General features: G+C 59.8%; 14 protein-coding genes. 2 read left to right on the forward strand and 12 right to left on the reverse strand.

Features of this window, described 5'->3' with window-relative positions:
* Positions 1–43: 43 nt before the first annotated feature.
* The 3 genes from EV130_RS00330 to EV130_RS00340 form a co-directional block, all read right to left on the reverse strand.
* Complete coding sequence (locus EV130_RS00330) at positions 44–907, reverse strand: ferritin-like domain-containing protein (protein ID WP_132549858.1); 864 nt, start codon at positions 905–907, stop codon at positions 44–46.
* Between the two features lie 157 nt (positions 908–1,064).
* Positions 1,065–1,787 carry an RNA polymerase sigma factor gene (locus EV130_RS00335; protein ID WP_132549855.1) on the reverse strand — a complete coding sequence of 241 codons (723 nt, stop codon included), beginning with the start codon at positions 1,785–1,787 and terminating at the stop codon, positions 1,065–1,067.
* A 269-nt stretch (positions 1,788–2,056) separates the two neighbouring features.
* Positions 2,057–3,382, reverse strand: a complete 1,326-nt coding sequence (locus EV130_RS00340; RefSeq protein WP_132658892.1) for an NAD(P)/FAD-dependent oxidoreductase — start codon at positions 3,380–3,382, stop codon at positions 2,057–2,059.
* 222 nt (positions 3,383–3,604) lie between these two features.
* On the opposite strand from EV130_RS00340, the gene EV130_RS00345 reads away from it, so the two are divergent.
* The gene (locus tag EV130_RS00345; protein ID WP_074065383.1) at positions 3,605–4,081 is read left to right on the forward strand and encodes an Lrp/AsnC family transcriptional regulator; all 477 of its coding nucleotides are present in this window, start codon (positions 3,605–3,607) and stop codon (positions 4,079–4,081) included.
* An 86-nt stretch (positions 4,082–4,167) separates the two neighbouring features.
* Here the strand turns inward: EV130_RS00345 and EV130_RS00350 are convergent, their stop codons facing one another.
* Complete coding sequence (locus EV130_RS00350) at positions 4,168–5,541, reverse strand: aspartate aminotransferase family protein (RefSeq protein WP_074065384.1); 1,374 nt, start codon at positions 5,539–5,541, stop codon at positions 4,168–4,170.
* A 13-nt stretch (positions 5,542–5,554) separates the two neighbouring features.
* The gene (locus EV130_RS00355; RefSeq protein WP_132658894.1) at positions 5,555–6,385 is read right to left on the reverse strand and encodes a GNAT family N-acetyltransferase; all 831 of its coding nucleotides are present in this window, start codon (positions 6,383–6,385) and stop codon (positions 5,555–5,557) included.
* Between the two features lie 492 nt (positions 6,386–6,877).
* Here EV130_RS00355 and EV130_RS00360 point away from each other — a divergent pair, with 492 nt between their 5' ends.
* A complete protein-coding gene (locus EV130_RS00360) occupies positions 6,878–8,155 on the forward strand; it encodes an NAD(P)/FAD-dependent oxidoreductase (protein ID WP_132658896.1) in 1,278 nt (425 codons plus the stop codon).
* 189 nt (positions 8,156–8,344) lie between these two features.
* On the opposite strand, the gene EV130_RS00365 is transcribed toward EV130_RS00360, so the two are convergent.
* From EV130_RS00365 to EV130_RS00395, 7 genes are all read right to left on the reverse strand, one after another.
* Entirely contained in the window at positions 8,345–9,388 is a 1,044-nt protein-coding gene (locus EV130_RS00365; protein WP_074065387.1) for a tartrate dehydrogenase, read from the reverse strand.
* Between the two features lie 9 nt (positions 9,389–9,397).
* Positions 9,398–10,861: an aldehyde dehydrogenase family protein gene (locus EV130_RS00370; RefSeq protein ID WP_132549845.1), complete on the reverse strand. Its 1,464-nt coding sequence runs from the start codon at positions 10,859–10,861 to the stop codon at positions 9,398–9,400.
* Positions 10,862–10,968: 107 nt separating this feature from the next.
* Positions 10,969–11,322, reverse strand: a complete 354-nt coding sequence (locus EV130_RS00375) for a cupin domain-containing protein (RefSeq protein ID WP_132658898.1) — start codon at positions 11,320–11,322, stop codon at positions 10,969–10,971.
* A gap of 27 nt (positions 11,323–11,349) precedes the next feature.
* Positions 11,350–12,273, reverse strand: a complete 924-nt coding sequence (locus EV130_RS00380; protein ID WP_132658900.1) for a 2-hydroxyacid dehydrogenase — start codon at positions 12,271–12,273, stop codon at positions 11,350–11,352.
* Between the two features lie 9 nt (positions 12,274–12,282).
* Entirely contained in the window at positions 12,283–13,407 is a 1,125-nt protein-coding gene (gene argE, locus EV130_RS00385; protein WP_132658902.1) for an acetylornithine deacetylase, read from the reverse strand.
* Between the two features lie 262 nt (positions 13,408–13,669).
* Positions 13,670–14,644 (reverse strand): threonine/serine dehydratase family protein, encoded by a 975-nt coding sequence (locus EV130_RS00390; protein ID WP_132659376.1) that lies wholly within the window; start codon positions 14,642–14,644, stop codon positions 13,670–13,672.
* 162 nt (positions 14,645–14,806) lie between these two features.
* Positions 14,807–15,802 carry an ornithine cyclodeaminase family protein gene (locus EV130_RS00395; protein ID WP_132658904.1) on the reverse strand — a complete coding sequence of 332 codons (996 nt, stop codon included), beginning with the start codon at positions 15,800–15,802 and terminating at the stop codon, positions 14,807–14,809.
* Between the last annotated feature and the right edge of the window lie 55 nt (positions 15,803–15,857).

Here is a 15,857-nt window from a genome sequence, read left to right on the forward strand (position 1 = left end):
CCGCTCAGTTTCCGGTGGCCAATCGTCACTCGTCGCAACTGGCTCAGGTGGTCTTGAGCGTACCGTTCATCCCTTCCGGATAGAAGCCGCCCTTGCTCACTCCGTCCTTGTCGGTGAGGTAGACGATCCGGAGCACCTCCTGCGGCGTTCTGGTGAACGCGATCGCATCGGGCGTCGAGGGAACGATGTTGGCTTTTCCGTCCCCCTGGATCCCCTGGTCCTTATCGTCTGATCCGTCGATTTTGTCTCGGGCATCGGAGACAGCGTTGGCCGCCTTCCAGGCTTCCTCCCCCTTTCGGTATAGCGTAGATCGCGCCATTCCCATGTGATAGGCCTCGACCGCCAGGATGCCTGCGGCTGCGGCGAGGAAGTCCTTGTTCTTCAGAACTGTCGTCGCACCGGCATAGGCGGTGACGCCGACATCCTCGAACAACATCCCGCCGAGAACGAAGTTCGTCTCGTTGCCGAAGGGGTCGAAGTCCGGCCCGAGGCCCGCTGCTTCCGCGACGGCTTTGAAGCCCGCACCGAAATCGATGGCCGGCCGGTCAACCGCGTCGGTTCCAAGCGTCTTGCGGTAGAAGCGGACGTGCGCCAGTTCGTTTTCCGCGACTTCCTGCATGAATTCGCCGATGGCGGGCGTTTCGAAAGAAACTTGCTTTCCACCAACGACGTCACCGGGTTTCGAACCGGCATCGGCTGCGTCGATGCCTTTTCCGGTGGTGCCGCGGAGGTAATATTCAGCCTCCATATATTCGAGGTTGAGCGCAAAGCGGAAAATGTCCTCGTCCGATATGTCCTGTGCCAATACCGGAGAAGGCCGCGCGATTCCGCTGAGTGCCGCTCCGGCACCGAGTACGATAAGTCCCTGAAGCGACTGACGCCGGGATAGGTGAAGTGCGCCTTGCATGGCGGTCTCCTTGTTTGTTGATTCAACACCGCTGTCAGCACCGCGGCACCGAATGCATTTGCCTGACCATTAGATGGTCCGGGCCGCCAAAATATTCCCGTGTCCCGCGACAAAGGCGCTGCGAAAAGAGCCGGCGTAATCTCGGCGTGGACGGCGTCTACGTGCGCTCAGTCGTTGCGTTCAACAGATGAGTATCCTTTCGAACCAGCCGGACTGCGAGCTGATCGAGGACTGATTGCGCGAGGCGGTCACAACGAGCGCCAGCGAAGAGAAACGTATCCGTGAACACGGTGGCGAGCTTGTCCTGCAGCGCCTCGCGGAGCAGCCGGCGTGCGCGATAAAGACGGGTGCTCACTGTCTGAGGTCGCAATGCCAAAAGAAAAGCCGTTTCCTCAATGCTCATTTCCTCGACGTCGCGCATGACAAAGACGATGCGAAAGGGCTCTGGCAAGTCACCGACGGCTCGCTCCAGGAGGCCGCGGATTTCAGCGAGAGCGGCCGCCTCTTCGGGATCAGGCTTGTGTGCGCTGAACGGAGCGACCATGCCTTCGATGGCCTTCGCGTCTACGGTGGGTCGCCTCTTGCGGATTCGTCCCAGCGCCTCGTTCAGCGCGATCCGGGTGAGCCAAGTCGACAGCCGCGCCTCCGCGCGGAATTCGGCCAGATGTGTGAAGGCGTGGATATAGGTGTCCTGAAGTACGTCCTCCGCTTCGGCGTCGTCATTCAGGACGGCGCGGGCGACCCGGTGAAGCCGCTGATTGTGGCGCTTGATGATTAGCCAGAATGCGGCGGCGTCACGCTGTCGCGCGTGTTCAACCAGCCCCGCGTCGTCAAGGTCCTCTATTCTCACTGCCTCGGTTGATCCGCTCGGCTTCATCATAGGCGCTCCAGATGCATCAGCTTACTAGAGATAAACGTTTCCGGTTTTTCGGTCTGCGGCCAGGTGGAAATTGGGACTCTAGCGGACCAGAGGTCTGCTGACCAAGTAAATCGGACTTGTTGCGGAGCAGTTCCATCTTCCGGTTTCGGCGCAACTGAGACTTGCAGTCGCGGTCGCGGGCGATGCCTCCTTTCAGGAAGCACGCGGCGGCCACCTTGCATCGCTGAACGAACTTCAGTTGCAGCGAACCTGCAACCGCCCAGAAAGCGCTAAAACTCAGCCACTTTGCCCCAGGCGGAGGCGGTGAGACGCTCTGGCCTGTAGGGAACAGGGTCGACAAGGGGCGAGCGTCCGGTGACGATATCTGCGATCAGATGGCCCGCACCGGGGCCGATACCAAAGCCGTGCCCGCTAAAGCCGGCGGCGAGAATGAAGCCAGGAATGCTGGGAATTTCGCCCACCGCGGGTACACCATCGGGAGTGCTGTCGATATAGCCCGCCCATTTCGACGCGATCCTGGCCTTTGCGAGAGCCGGCAGCAAATGCCGGGCCCGGCGGAGTATTTCGGCGATAGTGCTCTCATCCGCAGCCGGATCCAGAATGCGCATCCGCTCCATGGGTGTGCGTTCGTCGAGCCGCCAGCGCGTGAGCGATTCATGTCCCGAGCGCCACCCTTCAAGCCCGCCGGGTGCAAGGTTCCGCCAGCGGCGGGCGAACATCGGCACGAAATATCGGGCAAACCGGATCTGCTGCGCCGTAACGTCGACTCTGGCTCGGCCGCTGATCGCCAGCGTGTAGCCGCCATCCGCACGCCGCGTCGTCGAGACCTCCGTGGTGTGGAGCGCATCCGGCAGACCCTCGACACCGGGTTTTACGGATAAGATCGAAGAACGGACTGAAGCTTGAGGAAAACGCACATCCAAGTTGTTGCAGAACGACGAAGCCCACGCGCCGCCGGCAAGTACGGCGATTTTGGTCCGGATGGTGCCCTTTTCGGTGATGACGGCCGAGAGCTGACCACCAGTTGTTTCAATGCCACGGGCGGCGCAATTCTGGAGGACGATGCCGCCCGCATTGACGATCGCGCGCGCAACGGCTGGCGCTGCCTTGGACGGATCGGCGGTGCCGTCAGATGGCGAGAAGACACCGCCTTTCCACGGCTTGCCGGTGGCTTTCCCGCGCTCGGTCGCCTCAAGGGAGGACAGCATGAAAGTGGTCACCCCGACGGTGCGGGCGAAGTCCCGCCATCGCGCCCAGCCCTCCAGTTCCTTGTCCCTGTTGGAAAGATATAGAAGTCCGCAGCGGCGGAAACCCGTGTCTTCTCCCGCTTCGGCGGCGAACCGGTCCCAAAGATCGAGACTCTTGGTGGCGATCGGCAGTTCGCGGGCGTCACGGTTCTGTTGACGGCACCAGCCCCAATTGCGGCTCGATTGCTCAGCACCGATCAGGCCCTTTTCGACAAGCACCACCTTGAGGCCGCGGCGGACCAGGTAATAGGCCGCGAAGACACCGACAATCCCGCCACCGATGACGACCACGTCTGCTGCTTCTGGCTGAGAAGCCATTGTTTCTACACGAACGAGTGGCGCGGGCATGGATCATCTCCGTTGAGGCAAATCCATCCTATTGCGGGCTCCGCCTAAGTGGCGCGCTGAATTCAGGCGCGAACGAAATAATGTTCTGCAATTGACGGCAAGTACAACCATTTATGCCGGCTGGACGTTTTCCTGCAAAAATGGAAAACGTGGGAAGCTGTGTTATGCTCTTTGGCATAATCTACTGATAGGCGGGGCTCAAATGGCCCCGGGGGAGGCCGCATGAAGCTCGACCGTATCGACATCAAGATTCTCTACGAACTGCAGAAGAACGGTCGGATCACCAATGTGGAACTCGCCGAATTGGTTCACTTGTCGCCAAGCCCATGCCTGATGCGGGTGAAAAAGCTGCAGTCCGAAGGCTATATCGACGGCTATTCCGCGCTAATCAACACCGCCAAGCTCGGTCAGACCATGACGGTGTTCACCGAAATCACCTTGAAGAACCACCGGCAGATCGATTTCGCGCGCTTCCTATCAACCGTCGAAAAGATCGACTCCGTCATAGAATGCCACCTGATTTCCGGCGGCTACGATTACCTGATCAAGTTCGTCACCAGCGGCATCGCGGAATACCAGGAGATCATGGAGCGTGTCATCGACATGGATATCGGCATCGACCGATATTTCAGCTATGTCGTGCTGAAATCGCCGATCGTCAAATCGCACCTGCCGCTGACCAGCCTCTTTCCCTTGTGAGCTGGCAAAGGCCAGCAAATTTCGAGAGGCTACTACTAAGCGGGGCCATTCCGAGCTGCCGGAAGTGACCAAGTCTCTCTCGCGCGTCAAGTCATGAGGACCCTGACATCCCTGTCCTCGAGGGTCTGGTCGAGCGACTTCCGCGTCCGATCGACAATGGCGTCGATATCGCCGTCAGTGCAGCAAAGCGGCGGCGCATAGCCAAGCACACCATTGCCGAAGGCGCGAATGATGAGGCCGTTGTCCCATGCCCGGTCGAAAATCCGGCGGGAAGGGTCGGCCGCGATCGGAAGCGGCGTCTTCTTCGTCTTATCCGTAACAAGCTCGATAGCCGCCAGCATGCCTCGGCCTCTGATGTCGCCGACGAGGGGATGGTCGGCAAGGCTCTGCAGCCCCTCCATTAATCGTTTACCGGCCCTGCGGCCATTTTCCAGGAGCCCGCCCTCGTAGAGGCGCAAAACCTCGAGCGCGACCGCCGCGCTTACGGGATGGGCAGAATAGGTATAGCCATGCCCCACTAGGGAGGCACCTGCGCCGTTTGCAATTGTATTATAAACGTGCTCGGTCATGAAGACAGCGCCCATTGGCACATAGCCCGAGGTCAGGCCCTTGGCGACCGTGAGGAAGTCCGGAACGATGTCATCTTCGCTGCAGGCGAAGAGCGGCCCGGTGCGCCCGAAGCCCGTAATCACTTCGTCGGCGATGAACAGGATGTCCAGTTCGCGGCAAAGCTCGCGCATAGCCTTCATCCAGCCCGTCGGCGGCACCAATACTCCACCCGAGCCCTGGATCGGTTCGGCGTAAAATGCTGCTACGCGCTCGGCGCCGATTTCCTCTACCTTGCGCCGCAGGGCCTGCTTCGACGCGGCGATGATCGCCTGCGGGTCGGTCCCGACCGGATTACGATAGGCGTAGTGCGAGGGGATCTTATGCTGCCACTCGAAGGGAATGCCGAAGCCGGCATGAAAGGCCGGAAGCGCGGTCAACCCTGCGCCCACGGTCGAGGAGCCGTGATAGCCTTGTTCGAGCGAAATGAATTGGTCTTTCTGCGGCGCCCCCTTGGCATGATAATAATAGCGGATGAAACGAACGGTGCTGTCGATGGCGTCCGACCCGCCAAGGGTGAAATAGACATGATTCAGATCGCCGGGAGACCGCTCAGCAAGCTCGGCTGCAAGCCGGATCGCTGGTTCCGAGCCGAGGCCGAAGTAAGCCGTGGCATAGGGCAATTCCCGCATCTGCCGCGCGGCCGCTTCGATGATGCTGTCATGACCATAGCCTGCATTCACGCACCAGAGGCCCGCAAAGCCATCGATGAGCTGGTGGCCGGTCGTGTCGGTCACGGTTGCGCCCGAGGCCGAGGATAGAACGCGCACGCCTAATTTTTCGTGGGCGCGGTAGGAGGCCACCGGATGAACGAGATGATTGCGATCGAGTTCTATGAGAGAATTGCTGAGCATCTTTGTCTCCGATTCAGCCGAAAGCCTGATTGGCCAGGGCAAAGGTTTTGACGCGGGGAGAGAGATTGGCTTGGCCGCCGCGCTGCATCGCCGTCGCTCCGCCGACATGGATAAGTCCACGTTCGGCCAGCCATTGCGACAAACCAAAGTCCTTGGGTGTGTCGATGCGAAGAAATCTGTCGCGTCGAGCCGCTATTTGGAACAAGATGAGCTTGCGGGCATCCTCGGCATTCTCCGCCACTACGGGACCGATGACCTCGCCGCGCCCGAACGCACGCGTTGCCCCGAAGCCTGCGACATGTCCACCGCGCCGGATCACGGCAAACCGGCCGATATCCTTCATATAGGAAATCAGCTTACTGCGATCAGCGCCGAACGCGGCTTTGTCCAGCGCCGCTATTTCCGCGAGATCGCCAGATTGCATCCACTCGACATCGATGGGTGCCTGCACGGCTGCGCAGACGCCCTGACATTGCAGAATGTCTCCGACTTGACGAAAGCCCACCTTTTCATAGAGCGGCAGGCCTTCCTCGGTCGCGACCAGTCTGCACGGCTCTCCGCGAGCAGCATTAAGGCCGGCATCCATCAGCCGGCGGCCGAGGCCCAGTCCGCGCATGGCTTCAGCAACGATGACCATATTTATCGTGGCGCAGCCTCCGAAGTGTGTCGTGAGTGTAGTGCCCACGACCTTGTTGTTCTCCAGGACGACGAAGCCTGTGCTCAATGCAAGTGCCATTTCCCAATCCCCCAGCCTGTGTGGCCAGCCGGCCTGACGCGAAAGCGCCAGCGCACCTTCGAGATGTTGGGTACCGAACGGAACGATGTCGAGTTGGGTCGTTTGCATCACCTGGATCCTTGCTTCTTTACAGCGAAGGATAACGTCGGTTGAAGAGAAGATCGTCCTGACAAAGGCAGACGGGCGATATCTTAAGCCGTCTTGATGAGCGCTCACCGCATCTTATGCTAACAGCAAATCCTCAATCGGGTCGCGCCTCGACGGACCGGGGGCGCAAGTCCCTGCCAAATATCGAGAGAATACGAAAGATTATGCTTCACACCGTGACAAGTTCGGCCTGTTGCGCTGCATAACCCGTCCTAGGATCAAGTGACGAACGCGCCTCGGCATGAACAAGGACCTAACTCGATGACCCAATACCGGCCGATATGCACTAGCCTAGATAACTGCGTCATCCTTCCTAGTTCACGTCGTCGCCATCTCGGCATCCAGGACAAAGTTAATCGTAGACGCGAGCCGGCCAGTTCAGATGGCGGCTATGTCGAGATCAAGGACATTAGAGCCCCAGCCGGCGTTGCTGGCCTCTAGCGGAGCACGGCTATGAAATTCGAATCCTACTGGCACGACACAGCACCGAAATTCAGAGGCGCGTCCGACCGCGACATAGAAGGCCACTATGATGTTGCTGTGATCGGCGGCGGCTTTACCGGCCTCGCCGCGGCGCGGCAGCTCGCGAGGTCCGGTGCGCGCGTCGCGGTCCTGGAAGCGAACCATATTGGCTGGGGTGCATCCGGTCGCAACGGTGGGCATCTCAACAATGGGCTTGCCCATAGCTTCATCGCCGCCAAGGCAGAACTTGGGGTCGAACGCGCGGTGGCGCTCTACCGTGCGCTCGATGACTCGATCGACACCATCGAAAGGATCGTCGATGAAGAACAGATCGACTGCGATTTCCGGCGCGCGGGGAAGCTGAAGCTCGCTTCAAAGCCACAGCATTTCGGCACGATCGCCCGCAATTTCGAAGCGGTGCATCGCGAGGTCGACCCGGATACCGCGCTACTGACGGCGGATGATGTCAAGGCGGAAGTTGGCTCGCCCTTTTATGGCGCAATGCTCTCGAAGAAGAGCGCCATGATGCATATGGGCCGATACGTCGCGGGATTGGCCGAGGCGGCCGCCCGTCATGGCGCGACGATATTCGAAGACGCCCAGGTGACGCGCCACACCATATCGGGTCCGAAGCATCGGCTGGAGACACCCCGCGGCAAGCTCAGTGCCGACCATGTCCTGGTCGCGACCGGCGCCTATACGTCCGGAACCTCCTTCGGCTACTTCCAGCGCCGCATCATCCCGGTTGGCAGTTTCCTGATCGCGACCCGGCCTTTGACAGCGGCGGAAGTCGCGGCCACCATGCCGGGCAATCGGACCTGCACCACCTCGATGAATATCGGCAACTATTTCCGGCTGTCGCCGGACAACCGGCTGATCTTCGGCGGCCGTGCCCGCTTCGCCGCGACGTCGGATCAGCGCTCGGACGCAAAGAGCGGCGCCATATTGCGCGCCAGCCTTGCCCGGATCTTCCCGCATCTTGCCAGCGTGGAGATAGACTACTGTTGGGGCGGCCTGGTCGACATGACCAAGGATCGCTATCCGCGCGCGGGATATGTCGACGGCGTCTGGTATGCGATGGGCTATTCCGGCCATGGCGCACAGCTGTCGACACATCTTGGCATGATCATCGCCGACGAAATTCTGGGCAAGGCCGCGCCGAACCCGCTTCGCGGCCTCGAATGGCCTGCCGTGCCCGGCCATTTCGGCAAGCCCTGGTTCCTTCCGCTCGTCGGGCTCTACTACAAAGCCCTCGACAGAATTAAATAGGCGGTCCCACCTCCCCTGCCGCCAATTATAGGGCGCGGATCTCTCGATCCGCGCCCTCTCTTTCAGCGATGGAATGAATGGAGCACTTCAAACAAAGATATTGCTCAACGCCAAGTGGGGCGCGCTTGCTCCCGAGGCCGGATTCAGTGGGATAGGCACGGATGCCAAGGAAAGAACTCGAGCAGCCCCTCAGAGAAGACGTTCGAGTACTGCCTTCGCAATCGTCTCGGTTTTATCCCTTCCAGGAATGGCGCCGATCCCGGCCTTCGTCGTCGCTTCGATCGCCACCATGATCCGAGCCGCTGCATCGCTTTCACCGAGATGAGCGAGCATCATCGCGCCGGACCAGATGGCGGCGATGGGGTTGGCGATCCCGAGGTGGGCGATATCGGGCGCCGAGCCATGGACCGGTTCGAACATGGACGGTGCGCTGCGATCGGGATTGATATTGGCCGAGGCCGCGAAACCGAGGCCTCCCTGGATGGCGGCACCGAGATCGGTGAGGATGTCGCCGAACAGGTTGGAGGCGACGACGACGTCGAGCGTCTCCGGCGCCATGACCATGCGCGCCGCCATCGCATCGATATGATAGCTCGCTACCTCCACATCGGGATATTCGGCCGCCAATTCTCGAGTAATCTCATCCCAGAACACCATGGTATGTTTCTGGGCGTTGGATTTCGTCACCGAGGCCAGCTTACCGCGCCGCACGCGCGCCTGCTCAAAACCGAAGCGCAGGATGCGTTCGACGCCTTTACGGGTGAAAATCGAGGTTTCGATAGCCACTTCATCTGCTGTCCCCTGGTGGACGCGGCCGCCAGCGCCGGAATATTCGCCCTCGGTGTTCTCGCGAATGCAGAGAACGTCGAAATCGTCGCTCTTCAGCGGACCGGAAACACCGGTCAGGAGCCGGTGCGGACGTATATTGGCATATTGGGCAAAGGCCTTGCGGATCGGCAGCAGGAGTCCGTGCAACGAGACGGAATCCGGCACCTCCGCCGGCCAGCCGACCGCGCCGAGCAGGATTGCGTCGAAGCGCCTGAGCGTTTCGATGCCGTCGGCTGGCATCATGGCGCCGGTTTGCTTGTAGAATTCGCAGGACCAAGGAAAGGTGGTTCCTTCAAGGGCAAAGTCCGACGCCTTCGCTACGGCCTGCAGCACATCCCAGGCCGCTTCGGTGACTGGTTTGCCGACGCCGTCTCCCGGCAGCAGCGCAATGGAATAGGTTTTCATGATCAGGTCCTAGATGTTGATGAGTACGCTCTTGCTCTTGCGGTTGGCTTGATAGGCTTCGCAGCCGAGATCCTTGCCGATGCCGGACTGCTTGTAGCCACCGGTCGGCAGGATATGGTCGCGGGAGCGACTGTAGCGATTGACCCAGACGGTACCCGCCTGCAGCCGGCGGGTGAGGCGGATGGCGCGTGAAAGATCGCGGGTGAAAAGCCCGGCTGCCAGCCCATAGATGGGATGGTCGGCCAGCGCGAGCGCCTCTTCCTCATCCGTGAATGTTTGCAGGGTCAGCACCGGTCCGAAGATCTCTTCCACCACTGCGGGGGAGTCTGGGCCCACATTCGACAGTAGCGTCGGCGCGTAGAAATAACCCTTCCGGTCGAGGTATTTTCCGCCGGCGAGGCATTCGGCGCCGGCGCCGCGTGCCGCGCGGACGATCGCATCGATCCGGCCGATCTGGCGTTCGGAAATAACAGGCGAATAGTCGCTGGTCTCGTCCCATGTCGGGCCTGGTGTGATCGCGGCCATGCGGGCGAGGAGGGACGTGACCAAGGGCTCCATCACGGATTCCTCGACGATGACGCGTGAGCCCGCGACGCAGGCCTGGCCGGCATTGATGAGAATGCTGTTGGCAATCGCATTGGCGGTAAGCGTCAGATCGGCATCGGCAAAGACGATTTGTGGACTCTTGCCGCCAAGTTCCAAGGTCATCGGTTTGACGCCCGTCCTTGCGATATTGGCCATGATGGTGGAGCCTGCGGCTGTCGAGCCGGTGAAGCTGATCTTAGCGATATCGGGATGGCCGGTCATGGCATTGCCGGTGGTCTGACCGTCTCCGAGCACGATGTTGATGAGGCCTGCGGGAATGCCGGCCCGCACTGCAAGTTCGGCGACATAGAGCGTCGAAAAAGGCGTCATTTCGGACGGCTTCAGCACGATAGCATTGCCGGCGGCGAGCGCGGGGCCGAGCTTCCAGCCGGCCATCGAGAGCGGGAAGTTCCAAGGCGTGATCGCGCCGACGACGCCATAGGGTTCAGTCATGATCATGCCGAGGCTGTCGTCGCCGGTCGGCACGAGATCGCTGCCTTCCTTGTCGGCGAATTCGGCGAAAAAGCGGATCTGCTCGGCCGTGACGGCGACGTCGCCCTGGATGAGCTGGCTGATCGGGCGCGTCGATGAGACGGCTTCGAGGCGGGCAAGGGTCTCACCCTCCGCTTCGATAAGGTCTGCCCAGCGATGCATCGCGTTGGTGCGCTCGCGCGGGCGGCGGGTGGACCAGCCGCTTTCGCGGAGCGCCCTCTTCGCAACCGACACGGCCTCATCGACAAGGTCAGCATCGGCGATGGGGCAGTTCGCAAAGGCGAGCGCATCAGATGGGCGTCGCATGGGTAGCCCATCCTTGCCATCAACGTAGCGCCCGCCAATGAAATGGCCTTTCGGCATGCGGATTGTGTCGGGGTCGAAACTCAGAGGCATGGCCGTGTCCTCGCGGATAATGTGGACGGGGCCACACGACGCCTTTGCGAAGACTATTCCTCTCAACAGGCTCGTGCAGTCCTCGTAGATTGTGGGCAATGGTGCGGTTACATCACCGTCACATAGATCTTCCTGACGGTTTCGATGGTGCGCCATGTACCGGTATAGCCAGGCTTCATGACGAAGCTGTCGCCTGCTTTGTAGGTAATTGGCTCGCCACCATCCGGCGTGAGCTCAACAACACCTTGAAGGATATGGCAGAACTCGAAGGTCTCGCCCTTGATTGAGCGGGTGAGACCCGGCGTCGCTTCCCAGATACCGGTATGGACAAGCCCGTCTCGTGCCACATCCTGGGCCCAGGTCTTGAATGAGGGATCGCCGGAGATCAGCCGCTCGGGGAGCGGTTTGGATTCGCGCGGCGCCTCGATGCTATTCGGGTCTATCGTCTTGAGAAGGGACATGATTTCTCCTTGCTGTCCTGCCGTGATTCAGTAGCCGCGGATGCGATCGACCAGTCCGATCAGGTCGAGACCGTCGCGATGGCGCTTGATGTTTTCGATGACCGAGCGGGCCGCGGTTTCGGGCTGTGTTACGCTCGCGATATGGGGCGTGAGCATGATCTTGGGATGCCGCCAGAACGGGTGCTCGGGCGGCAGTGGTTCCGGTTCGGTAACGTCGATCACCGCGCCCGACAAGTGGTTTGCGTCGAGCGCATCGATGAGGGCTTGATGGTCGAGCTGGGCGCCGCGTCCGACGTGAATGAGTGATGCGCCCGTCGGAAGGGCCGAGAATAGCCTCGCATCGAGAATGCCGCGCGTGTCGTTGGTGAGCGGCAGAAGGCAGACAAGAGTATCGGTCTCTCGAAGGAATGAGTATAGAGCCTCGGTGCCGTGATAACAGCGCACGCCTTCGATCTGGCGCGAAGAGCGGCTCCAGCCGGACAGCGGAAAGCCGAATGGCATCAATCGCTCGATGACCGCTTGCCCGAGCATCCCGAGACCAAGCACACCGATGCGGCAGTCTGCGGCCCGTCGGGCAGGCAGCGCTTGCCATTTTCCCACGGATTGCTGGGCAAGATAAGCCTTGAGATTGCGGTGAAGCGCCAGCACCGCCAGCGTGACGTATTCCTGCATCATGCGCACGATGCCGTCTTCGACCATCCGAACGAGCTTTACCCCGGGCGGAAGGTCCTCGATCGGGAACTGGTCGACACCGGCACCGATGGAGAAGATGATTTCGAGATTTTTGAAACGGTCGAGATCAGGCGGCGCGGTCCATGTCAGGAGATAGCGGATGTTATCCGGATTCACCTGCGTTACATCCATGACGAAGGGGAGACCAGGCAGATCGCGGGCGAACGCGTCAGCAAAGACCTGCCCTCTCTCCTGATCGGAATTGAACCAGAACGCCATGGAAATTCCTCAATCTCGAAGTGTTTCAGCAAGCCGCTCGATCATCGTATGACATGCCGCGAGTTCATCGACGCGGATAAACTCATTGGCCCGATGGGCTCTGGCGATGTCACCAGGGCCGCAAATGATCGCGTCGATGCCGGCCGCCTGATAAAGCCCGGCTTCGGTGCCGTAGCTCACGGCAGCAAGCGTTTCGGCACCTGTTAGCTCCTCCATCAGTTGGGCGAGCGGGGCATCGGCTGCGAGCGACAGCGCGGGATAGCTGCTTAGAAGAGCCCATTGTGTTTGATAACCGCGCTGCTCAAGCGCAACCGCGGCAAGCCTTACCGGCTCGAGGAGATCGGCGGGGCTCACTCCCGTGATCGCGCGCGCCTCTATCTCCGCCGTCAGGGAATCCGGAATGATGTTGACCGCCTGTCCACCAGACACAGTTCCCACCTGGAGCGAGGAATAGGGTGGCTCAAAGCTCGGGTCCAATCTGCTGCTCTGCAATGCCTCTCCGGCACGAACGGCGGCAAGCAGGACACCGGCGAAGGCATGGATCGCGTTTAGTCCTTGATCGGGCCGCGACGAGTGCCCGGAGCGGCCACGGATTTCAACTTGTGCAGCGGCCTTACCCTTATGGGCGCGGATCGCACGAAGGCCGCTGGGTTCGCCGATGATCGCGCCCATCGGCTTGGCACACAGTTCGGGCAACCGGTGGATGAGATGGGGAACACCGCGGCAGCCGGCCTCCTCATCATAAGAAAATGCAAGATGGAGGGGGCGTGCGAGCGGCATGTTCGCGACCGCTGGCAGTGCGGCGAGCGCCGCCGCGAGAAAGCCCTTCATGTCGCTCGTGCCTCGACCGAAGAGCAAATCGCCCTCCGCGCGAAGGCAAAAGGGATCGGAGGTCCAGGTCGTTTCGAGGGCGGGAACCACGTCCATATGGCCGGAAAGAATATAGCCGGGCACATGAGTGGGACCGACCGTTGCGAAAAGGTTGGCACGATCGCCTTCCGGCGCCGGCAGAACGGTTACGGTTGCGCCGCAGCCCTCGGCATAATCCTTGATCCATGCAACGATGCCATCATTCGGCGTGCCGACGACGGAAGGAAAACCGACCAGCCGATCGAGTATTTCCAGGGCGTTCATCACAGGTCTCCTTGACGTAAACTTCCAGCCGGCGCTCTGTTCTCCACAATATCGTCTTGCGGGACCATTTCCTGCGGAATGCTCCGTGCGGATCAGCAAAATCTATCAAATCTTGACACTCCGAAGCAGGATGTTTCGTGCGCCGCCGCACACTGTTTTTAAGAGCGGGCGCGCATGATGGTCGCGACTGCGCGAGCTGTGTCGCGACGTTGCTGTGCGAATTTTCAGGGGCCTATGGGGATCCACGAGGATCACAGGCAGGTCATTCCGAGCCGGCCCTGTATATGTCGGCAAGATCCTGCAGGTTCCAATTGCCACCGGTCAGGACCGTGCAGACTTTTTCATCCGTTCTGACTTTTATGGAGCCCGCCAGCAGAGCTCCGACGCCTATCGAAGCCGCCGGTTCGGCGATCAGCTTGGTGTCCTTCGCAAGCGCACGCATGCCTGCGATAATGTGCTCGTCATCGACAAGAATGATTTCATCGACGTATTTTTCAATGATTGGATACGGGTTCTGACCCGGAACACTAATTCTCAGGCCGTCGGCAATCGTGTTCTTCAGAGGCAACGAGGTACGCTGCCCGTTAATCCGACTCTGATAGTATTTCGGTGTCAAGGCAGGCTCAGCACCGATGACTCGAACAGACGGTTTGGTTTCCTTGATGGCGGTCGCAATTCCCGAGATGAGGCCGCCGCCGCCCAGGGGAACAATGACCGTTTCCACGTCCTCCAAATCGTCCAGAATTTCACAGCCGATCGTTCCCTGACCCGCCATGACCAGCGGGTCTTCAAAGCCGTGGACGGTTGCATAGTTGTTTTCTTCGGCGATTTCGTAGGCCCGCTTCCACCTCGCAGCGGTGTCGCCATCAAAAACAACGACCTCAGCGCCGAGTGCTTCCGTATTCGCAATCTTGATCTTGGGCGTGGTGACCGGAACAACTATGACAACCTTCACACCGAGCATCCGAGCAGCGTATGAGAGCCCTTGGGCGTGATTGCCCGACGAACTGGCGATGACGCCGTTTGCGATGACTTCTCTCGGTAGCGAAAGCATCTTGTTGAGAGCGCCGCGAATTTTGAATGCGCCGGTAATCTGCAGCGTTTCGGGCTTGAGATAGAGCTGACAACCTGCAGCCTTTTCGATCTTGTCCGCACGCAGCAACGGCGTGTGTCTGATATGGGGCGCCAATCGATCGCGGGCTTCCCAGATGTCCTGAATAGTTGGATATTCTAGCATGATGCTGCTCGCTCTTGGTGTGTTAGAATTCGCGTTTTCTTGACGCAAAGGATCGGCCTGATCGAAGATTGATTTGTCTTCTGGCGGCGGATCGCAAGATAATGAGGTGGCCGGCCCTTCTGGGAGCCTTCCGGTCGCTATGCCGACAGATCCTATCCGAGGTCAGGACTCGAAGAATTCAAAGAAGGTCCCGACGCCTCGTTCAATCGCATTGCTGTAGATCTTCGACGCTGTCGTATTGTCCTGGATGGCCATGCCAGTGGAATCGAAAATCGTCACCTCATCGTCGCGCTCTCTCCCTGGTTTGCTGCCCAGCAATATCTCTCCGATTTCGCCATGGATGCCGTTCTTGGTGATGATATGCCTCTCGAGCGGATGCCAGGTTTCGCCCTTCTCGCTGCATTGCGCGATCGAGTCGACGACGACTTTTGCATTTCTGAATATCTCAGGATCCAGTTCCTGTTTGCCGCGTTGATCCGTGCCAATCGCGACGATGTGCGTGCCGGGTCTTATCCAATCGGCTTCCACGAGCGAGCCTTTCCCGCGCGTCGTCGTAACCAGGATGTCGGCCTGCTCGACCGCATCCTTCTTGGAGCGCGCAACGACGACCGGAATGCCGAACTCCTTTTCGATATCGGCTTTAAACCGGGAAAGCGTATCCCCGCTATTGTCCCACGCATGGATCTCTTCGATTTTCATGACCTCCCGGATCGCTCGGATTTGCATTCTAGCTTGGTTTCCGGTCCCGATCGACGTTATCCTGCGAGCACCTTTCCGCGCCAGGACCTTTACGGAAACGGCGCCGGCGGCGCCGGTTCTTAAGCCGGTGATCAGGCTGCCGTCCATAACGCAGATCAGCGCGCCGTTTCTGGCGTCGAACAACAGAATGGTCCCCATCCCGTTCGGTACGCCGAATGCGGTCGGATTATCGACAAATCCTCCCGAAGACGTCTTCATCGAGATAAGGTCATTGGCTTTGTAGTAACCGAGCTTAAAATCAATCTCGCTGCCGGGCGACGGGAGATGCATTCCTATATAATCGGGCTGCTCGACCTGCTCGCTATTGAAGGCTTTGTACGCCTCCTCGACGGCAGCGATAACGTCCTTCATAGCGATCAGTGTGCTGACTTCTTCTTTCTTGAGAAGCAGGGTTTTCACATACTTTCTCCCATTATTGGTCCGAAGCCTAAATCTTTAATCGGAGCCTGAAACC

The sequence above is a fragment of the Rhizobium azibense genome (assembly GCF_004342325.1).
Lineage (GTDB): Bacteria > Pseudomonadota > Alphaproteobacteria > Rhizobiales > Rhizobiaceae > Rhizobium > Rhizobium etli_B.